Annotated in this window: 18 protein-coding genes; 7 read left to right on the top strand and 11 right to left on the bottom strand. The window is 43.7% G+C overall.

Annotation, left to right across the window (positions count from 1 at the left end):
• Positions 1 to 87: 87 nt before the first annotated feature.
• Positions 88 to 3,828: a S8 family serine peptidase gene (locus FHW88_RS10445; RefSeq protein ID WP_176625288.1), complete on the top strand. Its 3,741-nt coding sequence runs from the start codon at positions 88 to 90 to the stop codon at positions 3,826 to 3,828.
• A gap of 27 nt (positions 3,829 to 3,855) precedes the next feature.
• On the opposite strand, the gene FHW88_RS10440 is transcribed toward FHW88_RS10445, so the two are convergent.
• Positions 3,856 to 4,350, bottom strand: a complete 495-nt coding sequence (locus tag FHW88_RS10440) for a hypothetical protein (protein WP_090530302.1) — start codon at positions 4,348 to 4,350, stop codon at positions 3,856 to 3,858.
• 244 nt (positions 4,351 to 4,594) lie between these two features.
• On the opposite strand from FHW88_RS10440, the gene ggt reads away from it, so the two are divergent.
• From ggt to FHW88_RS10420, 4 genes are all read left to right on the top strand, one after another.
• Positions 4,595 to 6,316 (top strand): gamma-glutamyltransferase, encoded by a 1,722-nt coding sequence (gene ggt, locus FHW88_RS10435; RefSeq protein ID WP_176625285.1) that lies wholly within the window; start codon positions 4,595 to 4,597, stop codon positions 6,314 to 6,316.
• A 216-nt stretch (positions 6,317 to 6,532) separates the two neighbouring features.
• Positions 6,533 to 6,976 carry a MarR family winged helix-turn-helix transcriptional regulator gene (locus tag FHW88_RS10430; protein WP_090530294.1) on the top strand — a complete coding sequence of 148 codons (444 nt, stop codon included), beginning with the start codon at positions 6,533 to 6,535 and terminating at the stop codon, positions 6,974 to 6,976.
• A gap of 318 nt (positions 6,977 to 7,294) precedes the next feature.
• Positions 7,295 to 7,795 carry an FKBP-type peptidyl-prolyl cis-trans isomerase gene (locus FHW88_RS10425; protein WP_176625283.1) on the top strand — a complete coding sequence of 167 codons (501 nt, stop codon included), beginning with the start codon at positions 7,295 to 7,297 and terminating at the stop codon, positions 7,793 to 7,795.
• 73 nt (positions 7,796 to 7,868) lie between these two features.
• Positions 7,869 to 8,795, top strand: coding sequence for an FKBP-type peptidyl-prolyl cis-trans isomerase (locus FHW88_RS10420; protein WP_176625281.1), 927 nt, complete (start codon positions 7,869 to 7,871; stop codon positions 8,793 to 8,795).
• 5 nt (positions 8,796 to 8,800) lie between these two features.
• Here FHW88_RS10420 and FHW88_RS10415 read toward each other — a convergent pair whose 3' ends face one another.
• From FHW88_RS10415 to trxA, 7 genes are all read right to left on the bottom strand, one after another.
• Positions 8,801 to 10,114 carry a cryptochrome/photolyase family protein gene (locus tag FHW88_RS10415; RefSeq protein WP_176625279.1) on the bottom strand — a complete coding sequence of 438 codons (1,314 nt, stop codon included), beginning with the start codon at positions 10,112 to 10,114 and terminating at the stop codon, positions 8,801 to 8,803.
• Entirely contained in the window at positions 10,104 to 11,012 is a 909-nt protein-coding gene (locus FHW88_RS10410) for a TIGR01777 family oxidoreductase (RefSeq protein WP_176625277.1), read from the bottom strand. The genes FHW88_RS10415 and FHW88_RS10410 overlap by 11 nt, the downstream gene beginning before the upstream one ends.
• Positions 11,013 to 11,056: 44 nt before the next feature.
• Positions 11,057 to 12,523, bottom strand: a complete 1,467-nt coding sequence (locus FHW88_RS10405; RefSeq protein ID WP_176625275.1) for an SDR family oxidoreductase — start codon at positions 12,521 to 12,523, stop codon at positions 11,057 to 11,059.
• 79 nt (positions 12,524 to 12,602) lie between these two features.
• Positions 12,603 to 12,917: a Dabb family protein gene (locus FHW88_RS10400; protein WP_090530282.1), complete on the bottom strand. Its 315-nt coding sequence runs from the start codon at positions 12,915 to 12,917 to the stop codon at positions 12,603 to 12,605.
• A gap of 80 nt (positions 12,918 to 12,997) precedes the next feature.
• The gene (locus FHW88_RS10395) at positions 12,998 to 14,332 is read right to left on the bottom strand and encodes an ABC1 kinase family protein (RefSeq protein WP_176625273.1); all 1,335 of its coding nucleotides are present in this window, start codon (positions 14,330 to 14,332) and stop codon (positions 12,998 to 13,000) included.
• 5 nt (positions 14,333 to 14,337) lie between these two features.
• Positions 14,338 to 14,991, bottom strand: a complete 654-nt coding sequence (locus FHW88_RS10390) for a TetR family transcriptional regulator C-terminal domain-containing protein (protein ID WP_176625271.1) — start codon at positions 14,989 to 14,991, stop codon at positions 14,338 to 14,340.
• Positions 14,992 to 15,097: 106 nt separating this feature from the next.
• Positions 15,098 to 15,394, bottom strand: coding sequence for a thioredoxin (gene trxA, locus FHW88_RS10385; protein WP_090530271.1), 297 nt, complete (start codon positions 15,392 to 15,394; stop codon positions 15,098 to 15,100).
• A gap of 180 nt (positions 15,395 to 15,574) precedes the next feature.
• Here trxA and FHW88_RS10380 point away from each other — a divergent pair, with 180 nt between their 5' ends.
• Complete coding sequence (locus FHW88_RS10380) at positions 15,575 to 16,474, top strand: alpha/beta hydrolase (protein WP_255485293.1); 900 nt, start codon at positions 15,575 to 15,577, stop codon at positions 16,472 to 16,474.
• 169 nt (positions 16,475 to 16,643) lie between these two features.
• Here FHW88_RS10380 and FHW88_RS10375 read toward each other — a convergent pair whose 3' ends face one another.
• From FHW88_RS10375 to FHW88_RS10365, 3 genes are all read right to left on the bottom strand, one after another.
• Positions 16,644 to 17,474, bottom strand: a complete 831-nt coding sequence (locus FHW88_RS10375) for a DUF6263 family protein (RefSeq protein ID WP_090530265.1) — start codon at positions 17,472 to 17,474, stop codon at positions 16,644 to 16,646.
• Positions 17,475 to 17,970: 496 nt separating this feature from the next.
• Entirely contained in the window at positions 17,971 to 18,840 is an 870-nt protein-coding gene (locus FHW88_RS10370) for a hypothetical protein (RefSeq protein ID WP_176625269.1), read from the bottom strand.
• A gap of 422 nt (positions 18,841 to 19,262) precedes the next feature.
• Positions 19,263 to 20,507 carry an alkaline phosphatase family protein gene (locus FHW88_RS10365; RefSeq protein WP_176625267.1) on the bottom strand — a complete coding sequence of 415 codons (1,245 nt, stop codon included), beginning with the start codon at positions 20,505 to 20,507 and terminating at the stop codon, positions 19,263 to 19,265.
• Positions 20,508 to 20,658: 151 nt separating this feature from the next.
• On the opposite strand from FHW88_RS10365, the gene FHW88_RS10360 reads away from it, so the two are divergent.
• Positions 20,659 to 21,891 carry a serpin family protein gene (locus FHW88_RS10360; protein ID WP_176625265.1) on the top strand — a complete coding sequence of 411 codons (1,233 nt, stop codon included), beginning with the start codon at positions 20,659 to 20,661 and terminating at the stop codon, positions 21,889 to 21,891.
• Positions 21,892 to 21,962 lie beyond the last annotated feature (71 nt).

Below are 21,962 nucleotides of genomic sequence, written 5' to 3'. Positions count from 1 at the left end.
TTGTCAAGTTTACGAATATTGTAAAGCGTTGGTTGTTTTGTTTTAGTTGAGGTTGATTTTTCTTAAAATTGCCTATCTTTCAAACCAATGATCAAACTTTACACAATTGCTTCCTTTTGCTTTTTGCTGTTGTTTGCAGTAAGCGACGCTATGGCTCAACAGCCATTGATCAGCGAAAAGAACAGGCTTCAGCTTAACGATATTTCACAGCAATCGCTCACAAGCTATAAAGCATCTCACGACAAGGCAGTGTCATTAGCGTCCACGCATGGATGGACATTATCCCGCCGTACAAAAAACGGCAACCTGGTTACCTTACAGGGAGTTAATAAATTAGGGTTCCCTATATATCTTATTACGCATAACAATACAACCGCGGCAGCCACCACAGGTACTAATACCCTGCAGCCCGGCGGTTCGTTGGGCTTAAATTTATCCGGCTCATCAGACTTTTTAACCAATAAACTGGCCATATGGGATGGCGGCGCGGTTTACAAAGCCCACCAGGAATTTGCAGGCAAAACCATCACACTAAAAACAACCGAACCGGTAAATGACCATTCATCACACGTGGCAGGTACCATGATTGCCAAAGGTATTTATGCACCGGCTAAGGGCATGTCGTTTGGAGCAACTACGCTTCAGTCATACGATTTTAATAATGATGAAACCACCATGAGTGCCGCTGCTGCCAATCTTCTACTTTCCAATCACTCATACGGGGTAGTAACGGGATGGGATTATAATGATTCGGCCGGCCGCTGGGAATGGAATGGTTTACCAGGCGACACGGTAGATTATAACTTTGGCTTCTACGACTCAAAAACAGCCAACTGGGATAAGATAGCTTATACTGCCCCATATTACCTCATTGTTGAATCGGCAGGTAACGAGCGCACAAGTAACGGCCCCGCGGTAGGCGAAACCTACTATGGTTACAAAAGTAAAACCGATCAAACTTTTGTGAACAAAGGCGCCCGCCCTGCCGGGATCAGCAATAATGATAGTTATGATATTATCAGCACCAGCGGCAATGCCAAAAACATACTTACTGTAGGTGCAGTTTACCCGCTGTTGTATGGGCCAAAAAACCGGAGCGATGTAGCCATCGCACCTTTTAGCAGCTGGGGGCCAACGGATGATGGCCGTATCAAACCCGATATTGTGGGCGATGGTGTTAACGTACTTTCGGTAGGGGTTGATAACACTACCTCATACGCTACTTTATCAGGTACCTCAATGGCTGCCCCTAATGTTACGGGCTCGCTTTATTTGCTGCAGGAATACTATGCTAAACAAAATGGAGGAACATTTATGCGGTCGGCCACATTGAAAGGGTTGGTTTGCCATACTGCCTTTGATGCCGGTAATGTGGGGCCTGATTATATTTATGGCTGGGGATTGCTTAACATGACCGAGGCTGCACAAGCCATAACCAATAATGGTGGTAAAAGCATAGTAAGCGAAAAAACGCTTACACAGGGACAAACACAAACCTATAACGTAATAGCATCCGGTAACCGCTTACTGGCCGCAACCATATCATGGACCGATCTGCAAGGTACGCCAACCACCGAAGGCGTAATCAACAGCCGAACTCCTAAATTGGTGAATGACCTCGATATCAGGGTGAGCGACGGTACAACAACTTTTACCCCCTGGGTGCTTGACCCTAATAAGCCTGGATTTGCTGCAACTAAAGGGGACAATATCAGGGATAATATTGAACAGGTATATATCCCTAACTCGGTTCCCGGCAGGGCTTATACTATTACGGTATCGCATAAAGGAAGCTTGTCATCCGGGTCGCAGGCATACTCGCTTATTGTTACCGGGGTTGGGGGAACTGCTTACTGCGCTTCGGCTCCGCTCTCAAATGCCGACTCAAAGGTTGATAATTTAAAACTCGCTAATATTGATAATACCGCGGCTGCAGGCTGCACAGGCTATTCGGACTATACCAACCTTACCGTACAGCTTGAGCAGGCTAAAACGTATCCTTTGAGCATCACCCTTGGTACTTGCGGCAACAATTTTAATAAAGCTGCAAAAGTGTTTATAGACTGGAATGCTAACGGTGTGTTTGAAGATAATGAACTGGCAGCAACAACCGGGATCATTAATGGAACCGGTACCTATAATACCAACATTACCGTGCCGGGAACAGTAACTGCCGGGGCTTATAGCCTCATGCGGGTTGTGCTTACTGAAACCGGCGATGCATCAAGCATTAAAGCTTGCGGCAGCTATACCAAAGGCGAAACCCAGGATTACCGGGTGCAATTTCTGCAAACCAGTATTGACGCGGGCGTTATTTCCATTGTTAGCCCTGGTAGCAGTGGTTCGTGCTCGGAGAGTACACCTGTTACGGTGAGGCTTAAAAATTTTGGCAACGCGGCCATAAACAATATCCCGGTAACAGTTACCATTACCAATGCCAATAATGTTACAACTACTTACAACGAGATCTACAAGGCATCATTGCCCGCATTGGCCGAGGATAACTTTACCTTTAGCCAGGAGTTTAATGCGGTTGCAGGGGCATCCTATACTATTACCGCTACCAGTAAACTCACCGGCGATCCGGTTAGTAGCAATAATTCGGTTACAGCCAATATCACCATTAATTCGCCGGCAACTATTGGCGATCTGAGTGCTTATTATTGTACCACTACCAATCAATACGAGTTATTTGGCACCGGTGACGGTACTGTACTATGGTATCAGAATGCAACTGATGAATTGCCGATAGCGGCAGGCAGCGAAGCGTTAATAACCCAGGCGCCGGTTAATAACACTTACTATGCAGGCGTAAATGATTTTAGCGGAACAATCGGTCCTGCCACTAAAAGTGTATTTACGGCTGGGGGATACAACCAGTTTACCCCTTATGTAACCGTAAACACTAAGGTACCGGTATTGATTAAGAGCGCGCGTCTTTACATCGGTAATTCGGGTAAAATAACATTTAATGTATCTAATGCTAACGGGCAAATTGTATCGTCGGTTACCATAAATGCTGTTGCAACCCGTACCACCCCCCTGGCAGGCGCACAGCCCGATGACCCTAACGATCAGGGACAGGTGTATGATTTAAACCTGTCGTTACCAGGTGCCGGCAATTACCAGATTTCGGTTGATTTTGCTGATCAAGCTACCATATATCGTAATAACGGAGGGGTAACAGGTTATCCGTTTAAGATTGGTAATATATTTAGCATTACCGGTAACAGCGCCACTGCAACCAATGGCGATACTACCGCCTACAAAGGGTACTACTATTATTTTTACGACATGAAGGTGCAAAGCCTGGGCTGCGCATCGGCCGCACGTAAGGCGGTAACGTTGAGCAAGCCGCTTATTAGCCAAACCAATAACACGCTTAACTCAAACTTTACCGATGGTAACCAGTGGCTGTTAAATGGCAATGTAATAAGCGGGGCCACCGCTGCAACTTACAACCCTGTACAAAGTGGAAAATACCAGGTGCAGGTTACACTGGCCAATGGCTGCCTGGCTCAATCAGATAATTATGTTTACGCACACGAAGGCAAGGCCGGAAATAAAAATGAAATTGGGTTGAGCGTGTTCCCGGTACCGGTAAGTACTGATTTAAACGTGGTATTTGCGGCCAAAGAAGCCACCACCATGAAATTATCCCTCATTAATGCTTTAGGTGAAGCGGTTTACCAGGGTGGGCAGCAAAATATTGATCAGGGTAATTACAGCACTATTTTGAATGTGAGCAGGCAAACGCCTGGGGTATATGTGCTTAGGGTATTGCTTGGACAGAAGGTCTATTCGCAAAAAGTTATCATCACCCGTTAGGCAGGTGATGATAATCTCTTTTATTTTTTAGAAGGTATACTTCAATCCCAGTCCGGGTGCGATATCGAAAAATGGCCCTCTTGCCAGTTCAAGTCGCGGATTAAGGTCAAGGCTGATTGCAATTGGCGCCGAAGGGATAACATATTCCAAACCGATAACAGCATCGGCACCTATCAGGATGTGTTTGCCGTTGTAGTATTCGTCGTCGCCGCCAAAACGTTTGTAGTAGCCATTGCCTACCGAACCAAGGTGACCGCCGAAGCCATAATAAAAGCTCAGTTTATCAACATTAAAAGCTTGTTGGTTTAATTCATACAAGCCGGTTAATACTACGCCGTGATCGCGGATACCCAGGATGCCTTCAAGCGCGGTGCCCTTATCCATAAAGTATTTAACAGAGGGGCCAACCTCGTATGCGCCAAATTTTAAACCTACTGCTGTTTTATAGTCTTGGGCCTGTGAGTTTTTGCTGATCAATAAAAAGGATACGGAAAATAATAAAAGGTACGTTAGTTTTTTCATGCAGATGAATTTAATGATTGACAATAATGTAGCTGTAACAAAAAAGTGACCAGCTTGTTTAGCTCAATTTTGAGCTTTTTTATTTCATGCAAATAAACGTCAGAATTGCTTTTTTATGCTATTGGTGCTTAAAAAACATCGTGCTTTGATTGGTATTGAATTGGTTTTCAATAGAAAAGAATGGCTCCGAATTGTTAAATTAAGTATCCAAATGAGTTATTTTAGTGAAAATTAAATTGCTGTAATGACTATAAATCGCCTTAAAATAAATAATCCGAAATGCCAGATCCTGTTTTTATCTGTAATATTTTTTGTTTTGTCGGGATGTGCACCGGGGCAGCTCGGGCTCAATAACAGCGGTCAGTACCGTAACGGAATGGTAGTTTGCGCATATCCCGATGCCGCACAGGTGGGGCTTGATATATTGAAGCGAGGAGGTAATGCAGTTGATGCCGCGGTAGCGGTGCAATTTGCTTTGGCAGTCACTTTGCCCGAAGCCGGGAACATAGGTGGTGGCGGTTTCATGGTTTACCGTGCAGGTAACGGTAAAACAAGCACACTCGATTTTAGGGAAAAGGGCCCGGGTGCAGCTAATGTTAATATGTATCTTGATTCGGCCGGTAATGTAATCCCCAATATGAGTTTGTACACTCACAAAGCATCGGGCGTGCCGGGATCAGTTGATGGAATGATTGAGGCTCATCATAAGTACGGCAAACTGAAATGGGCCGATTTGATTGAACCGGCCATTAAACTTGCCCGCAATGGTTTTAAAATAACCAAACATTTGGCCAGCGACCTTAACCGTACCGCCCAACAATTTAAAAAATTAAATCCAGGTAAAAATTATTTGGTAAAGGAAGGGGAATGGAAGGAAGGCGATTTATTGATACAGGAAGATCTGGCCAAAACATTTGAACAGATCCGGGATAAAGGCCGTGACGGTTTTTATGACGGGCCTGTTGCGGATTTGATTGTTGATGAAATGAAACTTGGTAATGGCCTAATCACAAAAGCCGATCTCAAAAACTATCATGCTGTTTGGCGTGATGCACTTGTTGGTAAATACAAGGATTACAAGATTATTACCATGCCGCCGCCTTCAAGCGGGGGGATTGCTTTGTTGCAATTGCTGAAATCGGTTGAGCCTTATCCGCTGAAAAGATGGGGCTACAATCAGGATTCTACCATCAGGCTTATTGTGGAAGCCGAGCGCCGGGTATACGCAGACCGTTCCAAATATCTTGGCGACCCGGACTTTTATAAAGTACCGGTTGATAGCCTGCTCCAGGCGGCTTATATTACATCGCGCATGAAAAGCTTTAACTGGGGCGCTGCTACGCCAAGTGCCAGTATTCAACCAGGCTCATTTGTTGGTTATGAAAGCGACCAAACCACGCATTATTCCATTGTGGACAGAGAGGGCAACGCGGTATCTGTTACCACCACATTGAATGATAGTTTTGGCTCAAAGATCTTTGTTGGAGGGGCAGGCTTTTTGCTGAATAATGAAATGGATGATTTTAGTTCCAAGCCCGGTGTGCCAAACATGTACGGGTTGGTTGGCGGCAAGGCTAACAGCATCCAGCCTGGCAAGCGGATGTTATCATCCATGACACCCACCATTGTTGAAAAGGGCGGTAAACTGTTTATGGTAGTAGGAACCCCCGGCGGTTCAACTATTATTACTTCTGTTTTCCAAACCATACTCAATGTAATTGAATTTAATCAGAGCATGCAGCAGGCCGTTGCTTCAAAACGTTTCCACAGCCAGTGGCTGCCCGACGAAGTAACTATTGAAAAGGACGGTGTTGACAGTACTACAGTTGGTAAGCTACAAAGCAAAGGATATAAGATTGTAACCGCCAAATCCATTGGCCGTGTTGATGCTATCCTCAAAACCAAATGGGGCTACTACGAAGGCGGGGCCGACCCGAGAGGGGATGATACCAAGATGGGTTTTTAGTAGCAATAGCAGTTTTTAGTGGCAGGTATAATAGGCAGCAGCAGCAATTTTTAGTTGAAGGATAAATATCCAAAAGCATAATCGAAGCCTATAGTAAGAAGTCTCAACTATTACTGTCACTGCAACTATTAGTGACGCTGCAACTATCGCTGCTACTGCCAGTGCTACTGCAACTAAATTTGCGTAATCAATAAGCATTTCTTACGTTTGGTATGCATGCATAATAATGTAAAACACCAGGAAACTATTGACTATTTTATAAAGATAGTGTGGCAAACCATGGCTAACCGTTATAACCAGTTGGTGACGGAGTTTGGCTTTACACAATCAATAGGTTACCTGCTCATTAATATCGACGAAAAGGAAGGTACTACCGTATCGCAGGCTGCTGCCTTGCTGGGGCTTAAATCAACCAGCTTGTCGCGCATGCTTAGTCAGCTGGAAACCACCGGGCTGATATATCGAGAAAGCAACGAGGGCGATAAGCGTTCGGTTAAAATTTACCTTACTGCGTTAGGTAAAGAAAAACGGCACCAGGCCCGTGTAATAGTGCGCCAGTTCAATAATTACCTCGATGCCAACATCAGCGAAGCCGATAAACAACATCTCATCGAAACGCTTAAAAAGCTGAACAAGCTTACGGTTAACTATAAACCCTGATTGGTCATTTTGCTTCGCGTCATTGCGCTGCGCTGTCATTTACTCCGTGTCATTGCACTGTGTAGTCATTAAGTAATTTGCTTCGCGTTATTGGGGGATTTGCCTTATGTTATGGGGCGAGTAACAATGACTTAATGACGTGAAATAAATGACTGCGCAGCAAAATGACATTCATACACTTTTACTTAAAATTGAACGTTTTACCTTCGAAATATCCTTTATGGGGTATTTTAAACGGTGCCTGCTTTTTATTAATTGTTAAAAAGTGTTAAGCTGCCGTTTTTCTCTTTTAAAAGAATAAATTTGCCTTTTGAATTGATGAACAGGATACTGATAGTTTTATTGCTTTTAGGCGTTATTGCAGGTGGTTGCGTAAAATCATCCGTCAGTCCCTTAGTTCAATACAACAAGCAAAAGGAAATTGACGATAAGATCATAAGCGACTACCTGGCTGCCAATACATCGTTAAATGCGAAGCGGGTGGATACAACAGGCGTTTATTACATAGTAAACGATGGAGAAGGGGGAACAGGTAATGTGCTTTATACCAGTTCGACACAGGTTACAGTTGGTTATACCGGCAAAATACTAACATCGGGCGTTGTATTTGCCCAAACGGATAAGTTTCATCCCACCTATGTATTGGGGAGTGTAATAAAAGGCTGGCAATTAGGCATCCCGCAGATCAAACCGGGAGGTAAAGTTCGGTTGCTGATCCCATCGCGTTATGCCTATGGGCCATATGCGCAGGATTCGATACATTTGCCGGCTAATTCAGTGCTTGATTTTCAAATTCAGCTGTATAATGTAACCAATTAATAAAGCCAGATAAAAGGACAATATAGGCCGGCGAGCAAAAGCTTAGGCGGTTAAAAAAGACAAATTATAATAAATGAAACAAACTATTTTTACGCTCTTAGTACTTATCTCTATAGGCCTTATATCATGCCGGAAAGACAGGAACGATCCGGACATTAAGCAATATGATGACACCCAGATCAAGAATTACATAGCAGCAAACAGCATTACAGGTATGTTGCGTGATACCACCGACGGCGATACAACCGGTATTTACTACAAGATCCTTTCACAAGGCCGCGGTGCACCGATGGATTATTCAGATCAGATCTCATTTGTATTCACCGTCCGCACGCTCGATGGTAAGTTTGTATCCGTTGACTCGCTTAATACAAACCATTTTTACGGTTACCTGGGACATGTTAGCAACTCACTGCCCAAAGGTTTACAGACAGCTATCCACAACCTGATAAAATATAAAGGTACGGCTGCAAGGGTGATCATCCCATCGCATTTGGCTTATGGCGTTAATGGTTACGGATCGGGCAGCTCAAGCAATGCAAATACTCATATCGGCGGTAACCAAAGTTTGGATTATTATATTAATGTGGTTTCAAACCAGGAGCTGTATGATGACGCTGTTATTAAAAATTATATAAAAACTAAAGGGCTTACCGGGTTTACCAAAACGGCTGACGGAGTATATATAAAAGTAGCTACACCTGGCACCGGTTCTGATTTAATAGACCTCGATTCATACATAACTTGCACCTATTCGGGCAAATATTTAAATGATACAGTGTTTGACAGTACCTCCCTGCAAGGGACAACCTCTTCATCTTTTACAGTTAGTGGTTTGGTTAAAGGTGCCCAGGAGGGTTTAACCGGGCAAACAGCCGGGTCTGCAGTATCTATCATAATACCTTCGAGATTTGGTTATGGCAACACTGGCAGTGGTTCATCAATAGCTGCAAATGTGGTTTTGTATTTTGACTTTACAGTAGCTACGGTTACTAATTGATGTAATTATTTAGCCAGCGCCTTTTTAAACGCTGCTAAACAACGGTCACGGGCTTTGCCATGATCAACAATGGGTTTTGGATATTTGCTGAAGTCGGCATATTCCGGAACCCATTTTTTTATATATTGAAGCTCCGGGTCGAATTTTTTGGTCTGGGCATCGGGGTTAAAGATCCTGAAGTACGGCGCCGCGTCGGTACCTGAGCCGGCAGCCCATTGCCAGCCGCCTACATTGCTGGCCATTTCGTAATCCAGTAGCTTACGGGCAAAATAGCGTTCACCCCAGCGCCAGTCAATCAGCAGGTCTTTGCTTAAAAAGCTGGCCACTATCATGCGTACGCGGTTATGCATAAAGCCGGTTGTATTCAGTTCGCGCATCCCTGCATCAATGATTGGGAAACCGGTTTCGCCTTTGCACCAGGCATCAAACTGTTTTTCATCGTTTAGCCAATGGATGCGATCATATTCCGGCCTGAAAGCATGATCCATCGTATCAGGAAAATGATGTAATATCATCATATAAAATTCGCGCCAGATAAGCTCATTAAGCCAGGTTTTATCATCATGACTATAGGCCGTAGCCGCCAACTCCCGGATGCTTACCGTACCAAAGCGCAAGTGCATGCCGATATGTGAGGTGCCTTTAACGGCGGGGAAATCGCGTTTATCTTTATAGTTTTTAATTACGCTTTCGTAATTTTTATCCGGCAGGGGGATGTCGCTTTTTTCAAAGCCCAGTTCGCTTAGTGCGGGAATGGGTAATGCTTCTGTTTTATATAGGTTTTTAAGATACTTTTTTGTTGGGTAGGCTTTTAAATAGAACGGCTTCAATGTGCTATACCATTTGCGCTGATAAGGGGTGTAAACAGTATAGGGTTTGCCGTCGTCCTTCAGCACTTCGTCTTTTTCAAATATAACCTGGTCTTTGCAGGTTTTGAAGGGGATGCCGCGCTCTTCAAGTTTTGCGCGTACCTCATCATCGCGTTTAGTGGCATAAGGCTCGTAGTCATGGTTGGTATAAACTCCGGCAATATTATATGTTTTGATGAGCTTGTCCCAGGCATCTACGGCTTTGTGGTGCAATACCATCAGGCTGCTGCCGTGTTTATGCAGTTCGGCACTTAAGCTTGCTATGGTTTGATGAATGAACGTAACACGTGCGTCGTCTTTGTCTTCAAGTTTTTCTAATATTTCTTTATCGAAAATAAAAACGGGCAAAACCGGGTTCCCGCTTTTGAGGGCATGATAAAATCCCGCATTATCATCAAGCCGCAAATCGCGGCGGAACCAAAATAAAGTTACCGGTATTTTATGACCCATATATCGCGCTTAAAGCAGCCTCCAGGTTAGTAAATTTAAATTTGAACCCGGCGTCCTCAATTTTTTGTGCCGATACTTTGGTGCTTCCTAATACAATACTGCTCATCTCGCCCAATAAAAGTTTGAGCACAAAGCCCGGCACATTTGGCGCCCACAATGGTTTATGTAATTGTTTGGCAACGGCCTGGGTTAATTGCTTATTGGTGACAGGATTTGGTGCAACCATATTGTAAACGCCGCTAAGGTTCTTATTTTCGATCCCTAAAAGGTACATATCCACAACATCCTGCCAATGGATCCAGGGCACCCATTGTTTACCGCTGCCAATTGGCGAGCCAATATATAGTTTTATAGGTTTTGCAAGGGTTGGTAGTGCACCGCCATCTTTATCCAGTACTACACCGGTACGGAATTTCAAAATTCGAACCCCAAACTTTTGGCCCTCATCAACGGCAGCTTCCCATAGTACACAACATTGGGATATAAAATCCCTGGCCGGAGCGCTTGTTTCATACATCAGTTCATCCCCACGGTCACTGTAATAACCAATGCCTGATGCGGAGATAACTGAAGTAACCTGATGCTGTTTGCGTTTTAGCAGATCATACACCAGCTCAATTGATTTTACGCGACTATCGATCAGGTCTTTTTTACGGGCATCGGTCCAGTGCTTTTCAGCAATGCCCGAGCCGGCCAGATGCACGATGGTATCGATCCCGTCGATACAATGCTCATCAATGATACCTTTGTTGATATCCCATACAAATGTCTTTACCTGCGGATTGTTATCGGCGTTTCTGCTTAAATGACTTACGGTATAACCCTTAGCCAATAATGCTTTAGTGAGATGTGTTCCCAGTAATCCCGATCCGCCGGTTAGTAGTATACTTTTGTCCATAATCTTGCCTATAGTGTTTTTACCTGATACGCTATTGCTATGGACTATGGTCTATCGACTATGGTCCCGGCTTTTTCTTTATAATTAACAATCTCCCTTGCCATACCGTTAAATATAAACAGGTGAAAAGGCCACATGGCATACCAGTACAAGCGGCCCCACAGGCCGTTGGGCCTAAAGGTAGCTACCTGACTTAAACTTTGCTTACCATGGCGTTCAATTATTTTAAATTCAAGCCATGCTTCGCCAGGTAATTTCATTTCAGCGTACAGGAGGAGGCGTTTGTTTTCGCGGTCGGCCAGCAAAACCCGCCAAAAATCAATTACATCACCCGGACTTATATTGATATTGCTTGTGCGCCCCCGGCGCGAGCCAACACCACCAAAGATCTTATCCAGGAAACCGCGGATGTTCCAAATCCAGTCCCAATAATACCAGCCGCGGTTGCCGCCTATAGAAAGCACATTGGTAAACACTTCGTTGGCCGGGCGTTCAAAAGGCATTTTTACTTTGTATTCCTGCGTGCCGTTTTGAGGTACCTTGATCTGGTCCATAAAACCGGGATTAAGGTAACCCTGGTTAAAAGCATCTTTCCAACTGGAAACGATGGAGTTTTGCTCAATTTTAACAAAGGCAAGCTCAAGACATTCTTTATAAGTAAGGCATTTACGTGGCACAACCTCATCAATACTATGATCATGCATAATGGTTTCGTTCTTCATGCTGTTTACAAGGCTTTGAGCAAGTGTAAAGCTTGTAGAAGTAACAAAATACAGCCAATACGATGATATTTTAGGAGACAGGAAGGGTATGGTTATAATATACCTTTTCAGCTTACGTACCTCAGCATAAGTAAGCATCATCTGTCTGAAAGAAAGGATATCCGGCCCGCCTATATCAAAGGCCCGGTTGTAAGATTTTTCATTTAGCATTACACCTTCCAGGTAACCAAGTACATCGCGGATGCCAATGGGTTGGGATTTGGTATTGACCCAACGAGGAACGGTCATCACAGGAAGCTTTTCGGTAAGGTCACGAATGATCTCGAATGAGGCGCTGCCCGAACCGATGATAATTGCAGCTCGCAAAACAGTTAATGCGGCTTTGCCTTCTTTCAGCACATCCTCTACGTGCCGCCGGGATTCAAGATGGCGCGAAAGATTTTCGTCGTTGGTAATCCCGCTTAAAAAAATAACCTGTTTACAATTGGTTTTATCGAGTGCCTGTACAAAGTTATGCGCCGAGAGGGCCTCGAGTGCTGCAAAATCCTGTGTTTGCGCCATGGAATGCACCAGGTAATAAGCAGCATCGAGATCTTCAGGAAATGCTTCGATATTTGATTCTTTAAGCAGATCACCGGTAATGAGAGTAACCTGCCCGCTGAAATCGCTGTGCTCATGAAAACGACGTTTATCACGTACCAGGCAAACTACGTCGTGACCGTTCTCCAGTAAAACCGGGATAAGCCGTGTACCTATATAGCCATTAGCACCAGCAAGTAATACCTTCATGCATAGTGAAACAACAAAAAAGGCAGGCGGTTTTAAACAACAGTGCCTGCCTTATAATATGTTACCAATTAGTTAGAGCCTATATGTTTACGCTGTCGACAACAACTACTTTGCTGCATAGCGGTTTTGCATATTCCTCGGCAAAGATGATATGGGTAGGGTCAACCTGGTAAGCCTCCTGGGCTTCGGGCGAATCAAATAAGATCAATAGTGATAAATCATATGAACGGTCGATCACATCGCGGTTGGTATTGGCCGGTACGCCGATATGTATATCGCGGATGTGCGGAATAGGAAGGAGGATGTTAAGCCCTTCGATCAGTTTATCTTTATCGGCTTTATTGTTAAGCCAAAAATGTACGTGGTGTACGAATGTGTTTTGAAGTATTGGCATAAGGATATTATGGATTTAGTCAAATATAGATGAATAATTTGCTTGTAATGTTCACTCCAAATTCAAAACTGTAAACTGTTTTAATATTCCAGCACCACATGCGGCTTAAAAGTATCCGTTTTAACTTTTGCCTTTAGCTCATGTAAAATATTATACAACCCAAAATTTGTACGGTTTACATAAATAAAGTGCTTTACACCGCGGGCCTGTTTAAACTCGGGCATTTTTGATATACGCTCGCCAAAACCATATAACTGATCAAAAAATGCTGTTTGGCTAAAATCAAATGTGTCGGTAATATATGGTTGGGCAAACAGGCTTATCATCTCTTTATACTGAGTATAATAAAATTCAATCTGCGCCGGGGTATCACCCTTGTGGATCATATCCAGCTGGCGGAATGCCTTGATGGTTTCTTCCTTGTTATCCAGTAAATTGGTTGATGTAAGGGAAAAGAAGGGATAATAAAAATCCTCGGGCATTTCCTTAATGCAGCCAAAGTCAATGACCCCAAGTTTACCTGCTGGCGTGATCATAAAATTACCGGGATGCGGGTCGGCATGTACGGCGCGGAGCTCATGTTGTTGAAAGTTGTAAAAATCCCACAAAGCCTGACCTATCTGGTTGCGCAGCTCCTGCGATGGATTGGTGGCTAAAAACTCTTTCAGGTGTTTACCTTCCAGCCAGTCCATCGTAATGATACGCTTGCTGCTTAGCTCCGGATAATATTTAGGGAAAACAACATTATTGAGATTGGCACAGGCATTGGAAAACTCAACAGACCGCCGAACTTCCAGTTCGTAGTCGGTTTCTTCCAGCAGGCGTTCTTCAACCTCTTTCATATATATATCCAGTTCTTTTTCGCTCATGCCCAGCATCCTGAAAGCAAAAGGCTTAACCAGTTTCAGGTCAGACGAGATAGAATCGCCTACACCAGGGTACTGGATCTTAACTGCAAGCTTTTTGCCATTTAGCTCTGCCTGGTGAACCTGGCCTATCGAAGCTGCATTGGTTGAGCGGATATTGAATTTATCAAAGATTTGATCGGGGTTTTTACCGAAATATTTCCTGAATGTTTGCACAATAAGCGGTCCCGAAAGCGGCGGCGCATTGTATTGCGATTGAGTAAACTTATCAACATAAGCCTGCGGCAGCAGGTTTTTATCCATGCTGAGCATTTGTGCTACCTTGAGCGCGCTGCCTTTAAGCTCGCTTAATGATTGATAGATATCAGCAGCATTATCCTCGTTCAACTCCGATTTATCCAGATCAGGATTGAATAGCTTTTTGGAGTAATGCTTAATATAGTTGCCGCCAATTTTAATGCCTGTTTTTACAAATTTGGCCGACCGCTGTACTTTGGTAGTGGGTATGCTATTTTGTTCGGGAGTGGCTCCCGGAGTTTCATCTGCCATAATTTTTAAAATCCCATCTTATCCTTTATCCCGCCGTTTTGCACCAAAAACTTACCATATTCAAAAAGGTTGTCGATAGGCGAGCGCTGGAAAAGATCAAACGTTACATTTATTCCTTTTTCAATAGCCTCATCGGTTTTTTCAAAGCCGGCCGAGTTATCGTTGATCCAGAAGTTAAGTACGAAAACGAACTGGATCCATAACGCGTCTTTATACTTTTTGGAGAAGTATTTACGATCGCTTAGTTCGGTGCTTTCAATTCCTTCCTTCAAAATCTCATCTGCAAAGCCCTCAAAAATGTCCTTCAGCGGGCTGAATATCCTGGGTGTTGTAAAACCTTTAGGCTGCTTTTTTATGCTGTAAACCGCGAAGCTGCGGCTGCTTTTCAACAATTCAAAAAAGCCATAAAAAAATGATAAAGCTTTTTCACGTGCTGTATAGCCTTCCCAAACTTCCTGTGCACGGATCTCGGCCAGTGTTTTGGTGGCAAAACCAGCCCAAATGCCCTGCTCAACCGCCTCAAACGAACCGTAGAACTGGTAAAATTCGGCTTCGCTCATTTCATTTTGCTTAGCGAATATATAAACCGACTTAGGCTGTTCGCCTTCGGTTAACACATAATCGATATAGGTGTTCTGGATGTTTTCGATAGTTGCCATGTTAAACCTTTCCTCAATCCTCTCCAAAGGAGAGCACTTTTTTAAGTTGTTATATTTAAATCAAACTCTATAAACTTCCTCTCCTTTGGAGAGGGTTGGGGCGAGGTTACAAAAATTGCTCAACCACCTGTTGCAGCTGCCTGGCCTGCACCACGCCGCTTTGGCGCCATTTGCTTTGCCCTTTTTGAAAAATCATGAGGGTTGGTACGCTTTGTATGCGGTAAGCACTGGCTGCAGCAGGATTTTTGTCAATATCTATTTTGATGATCTTTACCTTATCACCTAACGCTGTTTTAACATCGTGCAGTATAGGCGGCATCATTTTACAAGGCCCGCACCATTCGGCCGAAAAATCGACCAGCACCGGTGTTTCTGATGCTATTATTTCCTGGAAATTTGCCATATGTATTTTATTAGTTGTTCATGGTTCATGGATGATGGTTCATAGTACGGGCGTTATAGTGATGCCTGTTTTCTGTAGATAAGCTAATGGCTATGAACTATGATCCATAAACTATATACTATTCAAATTTAACCATTTACCCGCGTAAAAGTTTAGTGTTTTAATATCAAAGCATCGGCTATGAAGTATATTTACTTTATGCAAACAAAACTAAGCGCTTACCTATTCCTGGTGTTCATTATACTGCCTTTTGCGGGTGTGGCCCAGGACATTGTAATTCCACTTTGGCCAAAAGGAGCACCGGGCTTTGAAAGCCGCCGCAACGAGCCAGAGCAGGCTAAGGACTATTGGGTTAAAAATATCCATAATCCATCACTTACTGTTTTTGCGCCGCCGAAGGATAAAGCCAATGGTGCCGCGGTGGTGATATGCCCCGGCGGCGGGCATCGCTTGCTGGTGTATACTGCCGAGGGTGTTGACCCTGCAAAATATCTTAATACGTTGGGTGTTACGGTTTTTGTGCTGAAATATCGTTTAGGCAGGGATACGCTATCGCCATACAAAATTGATGTACACGCCAAACAGGATGGCTATAGGGCCATGCGGCTGGTACGCAGCATAGCAACTCAATATGGTTTGGATACAAACCGTATCGGGATGATGGGTTTTTCGGCAGGCGGCGAGGTAGTTGATATGGTTGCTTATGGCGAGAGTAAAGGTGACCCTGGAGCTGCTGATCCGGTCGACAGGTTAAATGCCCGTCCCTCGTTTTTGATTCAGATTTATCCGGGACCCCTTTATATTCCCGATAAACTATCTTATGACGCCCCGCCGGCGTTTTTGTTAGCTGCTAATGATGATGTTTGCTGCTCTCCATCGGTAGTAAAATTACTGCAGCGTTACCGGGAAGCAAAAATACCGGTTGAAGTACATATTTATACCCAGGGCGATCATGGCTTTAATATGGGTTACCGATCAAAGCTGCAAAGCATCAGCACCTGGCCCCAGCGCATGGCCGACTGGTTGAGCGATAATAATTACCTGCACCCGGCAACAGCCAAAAGGATGAAACTTCATTAAGTACAGTAAAAAAATAGGATTATAAAAAGAGAGGCATATGCATAACTTAACAGCATAGCCTCTTCTTTTAACAATAGCCCTTATTGTACCCCTACGTTCGGGACTAATGTATCTTGTAACAGCTTTCGGTAAAAGCTGTGCGTTTTGTAATGAATCTCCCCGGTTCGTATTAATTCATTTTTATACAATTTTCCACTACTTCGGTACGCCGGCCAAATGAATAAGTGACGTCATTAACAAATTTGTAACTCAGCGTAGCTGTTTTTACTGAAGAAACCAATATCACGTCTGAAGCGTTATCAACCACAAGTACACCATTTGTATTACTGTTTTGTTCAGGTGCTGATGATGTACTGGTAAGCATCAGGTTAGTATACTTGTCAGGCTGTGTTGATTGGCTTACTGTATAAGTAGTATTTATCCTCTCATTACCCGAAGATATATCGCTCACCCAGCTTGCACCCGTTTTTAATGCTTCCGAGTTATCGGCAACCAGGTTTAAGCGTGTGCCGGTTATAAACTGATCCTGTTTAAAACCTGCGAATAATAACAGCGTATCGGTGGCGTATCGCTCATCAGGATCATTTACATCGGTTATGATCCCATTTTTATCAATGCTGAGCGTTACCGATTTGCCTATAAGACTTTGCAATGCCATCTGGATGTATGAGCTGGTATCGGCAGGCCTGTCTGAGCTGTATTCCATTTTTTTACCAAAGGCATCCATTGTATCGTTGATGTGACTTGTGGTAACAGTTAAAACAAACCCACTACGGGTAATACCTGTAACCTTATAGGTTTTTGATATTGATGATGTTGTATTGATATTGAATGTTTGCTTCCCCCGCTGCAATATACTTGCCGCACTTATATAGGTTGTTTTATTGTACTCATCGCCTTGCTTAAACGTAAGTTCGCGGCGTTGGGCTTTGCTGACGCAGGCTGTGAACAGCAATAAAGCCATTAATGCCGTTTTTATATTGAAGAGGTGTGTTTTCATTTTTTTAATCGATTTATATTATCCCCTGTTGGATTGAAAAATTAAATCTAAATCACTGTTTACTAATGGCTTGGCATATGGGTCGGTGGCGGCATGTGCGTAGGCGGTGGCATATGCGTTGGGGGCGGCATATGAGTAGGCTGCGGCATATGTGTTGGTGGTGGCATATGGGTTGGCGGTGGCATATGTGGCCCCGGTCCCGGTGGCGGCGGAGTGGGCGGAATGTTAGGTGGTTTAATCGGTGGCACTGGTATTACCGGTTTATACGGCGGTGGAGGCAGTGGCGGCACTGTGGGTGGCGGAATTACCGGTGGCGGTGGCGTATAAGGAGGTATCGGTGGTGGTACATTCCAATCCGATTGATTGTTTCTGCTTTGGGCAGAAGTCCGCTTAGTGCTTATAATTAAAGTTGCGGACACGACGAATGCTGCTATGATTATCTTTTTCATAGATTTTATATGTTTTAATGAAATAATTAATTTTTGCTGAGAAAGAATTATCGTCGGCTTAGGGAGAGCGGATAACCTATAGAGAACACCATATTGGCCTTATCATTGGTATACCGGGTAAGGTTTGCAACACCCACAGCTAAACTCAAAGGCACGGGAAGCGGCCTAATGCCTGCCGAAATACCAAGGTTCACGCCGGTCCATTCGGCATTTACGTTTACATGCTGGATAAGCTCATAGGATATGCTGCCAAATACAGCGGTGCCGTGTTTCCCTCTTCCCGCAGCTATATCTTTCGGACTTTTTTCATAAAACCTGCCGCTGCCAATACCAATTGTATAACTGAGCCTTGAGCAGCCTGGCGTTAATGATTTAATAGTTTGTACAGCGTGGCTTACAGCCATATAAAAGGTCGAACCTGATGCGTCTGATTGCCTTACGTTGGCAAACATCTGCAAAGCCCCGGCCGAAATGCTTGTACCTGCAAATAATTTACGGCTTACAATGAAGTTACCTGAGAAATCTCTGAACCGGTGCACGTCAGTTATATTTAAACTGGCGGCAAAGTTTATTGCTTTTACAGGGTTGCCAACACATGCACCCACCGAGGCAATCAGATCGGCTTTGTTGTCCCTGTACACTTCGGGGTAGGTCGCGCCAAGGCCTCCAAACAGATAGGTGCCGTATCCCCCAAAGCCCGACGGAATTAATATGCCGCCGGGGGCATCGCTTGGGTAAAGCTCATTTTGTGTTGATATTGTTTGCTGGTTGGTTTGAGGGACAGTTGCCAGAAAGTTGTCTATTTTTTGCGTGAGTTCTTTTTCAAACTGGTTTTGGCTATAAGCAGCTTGTGTACTCAAACAAAATGCACCGGTAACACAGCAAATAATTGCCCATATTTTGGTTTTACAGATCATTTTAGTAAACGGATTAGGTGTGTTTTGATGATTGTGATGAACAGATCAACGCCAACAGGCAATGATCTAATGTATGCAATTTACCTGCAAAAAAACAACAGGTAATTTTTTGTTTTTGCGATAGAGCGGCTGGTTTATTAACGGAGCTGCGGGGCTTGTCATAATAAAATTTAACGTGCTGCTGGCAGCAGGCGTTACACCAGAGGTACATGATTGTGGCTTTTTCATTGTGATTTGGATTGTTTTTATATCACAAGTTTACGGAGCCCGGGGAGGGTACACAATACAAAGTAGTTTGTATTTTGAGCTGATTGGGTTTGGAAAGCTTAACCGGGATGTTTTTACAAGAGATACAAAGCAATAACGCCTCCTTACATTTAGTGCAGGGAGGCGTTATGAAAATTTCTAAATAATGAGCCAGGTTACTTCTTTTCATCAAGTACAACCCATCTGTTCGCTGTATTATTCAATCCTTCAATAACAACCTTATAAAATTTAGAGGGCATATTTTTAACATCAACCAGCACATGCTCATTAGTAACCGGTACAGTAGCTAACAGCTTATAATCATCGGCTTTACCTTCTTTAAAAGTATTATCGGCTGCTACCCAAACCTTAACACTGCCTTTGGGGTCAAGTGCTTTCCAGGTGATATCCAATGAGCCCTGCACATAATTAGCGGCAGGCTCTGCCACTGATAGCGGACCGATAAGCGAGATCCCATCCATCTCACGTTGTTGTGCTTCGGGTACTTTTACATTTAAAAAACTATTGATAGAGGGTGTTATATCAACAATACCCGGGGTATAGAATTTAGCATAGTTATTAAGCGGGCGGTAGCTGGTAACCATCCAGGTTGAGCGCTGGCGGGTGCTTTGACCACCGTGATTTTTACCGGTTGCTTCGTCGCGGCCATGATCTGTTGTGATAAAAATCAGCCAGTCTTCTTTAAAATGTTGCTTCCTGTATTGTATTGCTGCCCAGATCTTGCCTACCTGTGCATCCATTTTTTCAATAGCATTATAATATTGCGGGCTATCGCCGTATTTATGCCCCATATCGTCGGTATATTCCAGGTATACCCATGAAAGGTCAGGGGCTTTATCTTTAATACAATCCGCTGCCGCTGTTGCTACCTGCTCATCTATCAGGTGCATATAGTTCCCGGCCTTGTCATGCGGAAATTTAACGGTATCCAGTTCATAACCATCGTAAGCAAAATCAGGATGGATGTTACCTGCTACGGATAACTGGTCCCCAATTAGCTTGGTGCGGTTATCTGTCCAGCTGCTAAATACAGCTGTCTTTTTGTTGGGATAAGCGTTTTTAAACATCCGGAATATATTCCAGTAATTATAATTTGGTGCTTTGATGTCGTTGTCCCAAACGTTGTGTTTGTTAACCCAGGTAGCGGTAAGTAAGCTGTTGTAGCCATTTGCCGATATGGTTGGCGTTTGCGAATAACCACCTTTTTCGCCGCCAACATGCGCACGAAGGTAGGTGCCCTGCTTAGCTATCAGTTTCAGGTTAGGGGTATTCAATTTTTCAATAACATCTGCTGGGATGCCGTCAGCAATAATAAAGACTGCTTTGCGGGTTTGGGCGGTGGTATTTAGCCCGGCCGATATCAGGAGGAAAAAAGCTGCGGTTTTAAGTAGATTTCGCATCGATATAAGTAAGTGTTTTTAAAGGGCTAAATTACGGTGTTTTAAAAGTGCAGGCGTTAAAAAATTGTTATGCTTTTTGAGCTGTTATATTTTTAACATGCTGTAGCGTAAATGATTTACAAGGCGTAATATAATTATAAACCTATCAGCCATGACGCGCAAACTAACCTTACTTTGTTTTGGGATTTTAGCTATAGCCGCCTGTAAAAAGGGAGGTATCAGCCCAGTTAATAAGGATCCGGGTAAAGACCTGGTGCTTTCCGCAACCGAACAGCAACAAATTGGGCCTGGTAATGCTTTTACCTTAAAGCTTTTCAGCGCTAATGTTAATAGCCTTGACGCTGATAAAAACCTCATCATTTCGCCATTAAGCGTAAGCTTTGCTATAGGTATGACCAGTAATGGCGCCAGCGGGCAAACCCTTACAGATATCCGCAAAACCATGGAGTTTAGCAGTTTTACCGAAGAACAGGTTAACAGTTACTATCACAACCTCATCACAAACCTCCCCGATCTCGATCCAAATACTACGCTTAAAATAGCCAATTCCATTTGGTACGCTCATAATTTTACGGTGCTGCCGGCATTCCTGAAAAACAATACCGATTTTTATAGTGCCGAGGTGAAAGCCCTCGATTTTAGCAATGAATCAGCATCTCTGACTACTATTAATGGTTGGGTAAGCCAGCAAACTAACAGCAAGATTCCAAAGATCATCGATAAAATTTCGGATGGGGCCCGTATGTACCTCATCAATGCCATTTATTTTAAAAGCATATGGAAAACCCGTTTTGATGCAAAGGCAACCTTCAAGGCGCCATTTAATTTGTTAAATGGCGGCACTGTACAAGCTGATTTTATGACCAATAGCCATGCCGAACTTAAAAGCGCGTATTATAACGGTACCAATGTGGTTGAACTGCCTTATAGCAACAGTAAATACAGCATGATATTGATGATGCCTGATGGAGATATAAAAAGCTTTGCACAGGGCCTCGATTCAAGTAAATGGAATTTACTGATGGGTAAACTCACCGCCGGCAAATCGGACATTACCATGCCCAGGTTTAAATTTAGCTATGATATTACGCTGAATGATATTTTAAAATCATTAGGGATGAGCATTGCCTTTAGCGATATGGCTGATTTTAGTCGCATTAACGCGGGTGGTGGCCTTAGTATATCCGAGGTGAAACACAAAGCTTATATTGATGTGAATGAAGACGGTACCGAAGCCGTGGCAGTAACATCTGTTGGCATAGTGACTACGGCAGCTCCACCAACTCATGTTTTTAATAAACCTTTCATTTTTGCAATACGGGAAATGAAAACCGGGCTGATACTATTTGCAGGGATAGTGAGGAACCCGGCGCTGAGTGAATAAAATGCTCTCCGGGTTTACCCAAAATAGTTTTAATCGCTTCAACATACTTATGATACCAGCTTTAAGTATCC

The organism is Mucilaginibacter sp. SG538B (genome assembly GCF_013376065.1).
Lineage (GTDB): Bacteria > Bacteroidota > Bacteroidia > Sphingobacteriales > Sphingobacteriaceae > Mucilaginibacter > Mucilaginibacter rubeus.
Note: the sequence above shows the minus strand (reverse complement) of the source record. Positions and strands in the feature narration are given on the sequence as shown.

What these genes read in the sequence shown, in the direction of transcription:
- FHW88_RS10445 (WP_176625288.1), top strand. Translation starts at nt 88, where the DNA reads ATGATCAAACTTTACACAATTGCTTCCTTTTGCTTTTTGCTGTTGTTT.
- FHW88_RS10440 (WP_090530302.1), bottom strand. Translation starts at nt 4,350, where the DNA reads ATGAAAAAACTAACGTACCTTTTATTATTTTCCGTATCCTTTTTATTG.
- ggt (WP_176625285.1), top strand. Translation starts at nt 4,595, where the DNA reads ATGACTATAAATCGCCTTAAAATAAATAATCCGAAATGCCAGATCCTG.
- FHW88_RS10430 (WP_090530294.1), top strand. Translation starts at nt 6,533, where the DNA reads ATGCATAATAATGTAAAACACCAGGAAACTATTGACTATTTTATAAAG.
- FHW88_RS10425 (WP_176625283.1), top strand. Translation starts at nt 7,295, where the DNA reads ATGAACAGGATACTGATAGTTTTATTGCTTTTAGGCGTTATTGCAGGT.
- FHW88_RS10420 (WP_176625281.1), top strand. Translation starts at nt 7,869, where the DNA reads ATGAAACAAACTATTTTTACGCTCTTAGTACTTATCTCTATAGGCCTT.
- FHW88_RS10415 (WP_176625279.1), bottom strand. Translation starts at nt 10,114, where the DNA reads ATGGGTCATAAAATACCGGTAACTTTATTTTGGTTCCGCCGCGATTTG.
- FHW88_RS10410 (WP_176625277.1), bottom strand. Translation starts at nt 11,012, where the DNA reads ATGGACAAAAGTATACTACTAACCGGCGGATCGGGATTACTGGGAACA.
- FHW88_RS10405 (WP_176625275.1), bottom strand. Translation starts at nt 12,523, where the DNA reads ATGAAGGTATTACTTGCTGGTGCTAATGGCTATATAGGTACACGGCTT.
- FHW88_RS10400 (WP_090530282.1), bottom strand. Translation starts at nt 12,917, where the DNA reads ATGCCAATACTTCAAAACACATTCGTACACCACGTACATTTTTGGCTT.
- FHW88_RS10395 (WP_176625273.1), bottom strand. Translation starts at nt 14,332, where the DNA reads ATGGCAGATGAAACTCCGGGAGCCACTCCCGAACAAAATAGCATACCC.
- FHW88_RS10390 (WP_176625271.1), bottom strand. Translation starts at nt 14,991, where the DNA reads ATGGCAACTATCGAAAACATCCAGAACACCTATATCGATTATGTGTTA.
- trxA (WP_090530271.1), bottom strand. Translation starts at nt 15,394, where the DNA reads ATGGCAAATTTCCAGGAAATAATAGCATCAGAAACACCGGTGCTGGTC.
- FHW88_RS10380 (WP_255485293.1), top strand. Translation starts at nt 15,575, where the DNA reads ATGAAGTATATTTACTTTATGCAAACAAAACTAAGCGCTTACCTATTC.
- FHW88_RS10375 (WP_090530265.1), bottom strand. Translation starts at nt 17,474, where the DNA reads ATGAAAACACACCTCTTCAATATAAAAACGGCATTAATGGCTTTATTG.
- FHW88_RS10370 (WP_176625269.1), bottom strand. Translation starts at nt 18,840, where the DNA reads ATGATCTGTAAAACCAAAATATGGGCAATTATTTGCTGTGTTACCGGT.
- FHW88_RS10365 (WP_176625267.1), bottom strand. Translation starts at nt 20,507, where the DNA reads ATGCGAAATCTACTTAAAACCGCAGCTTTTTTCCTCCTGATATCGGCC.
- FHW88_RS10360 (WP_176625265.1), top strand. Translation starts at nt 20,659, where the DNA reads ATGACGCGCAAACTAACCTTACTTTGTTTTGGGATTTTAGCTATAGCC.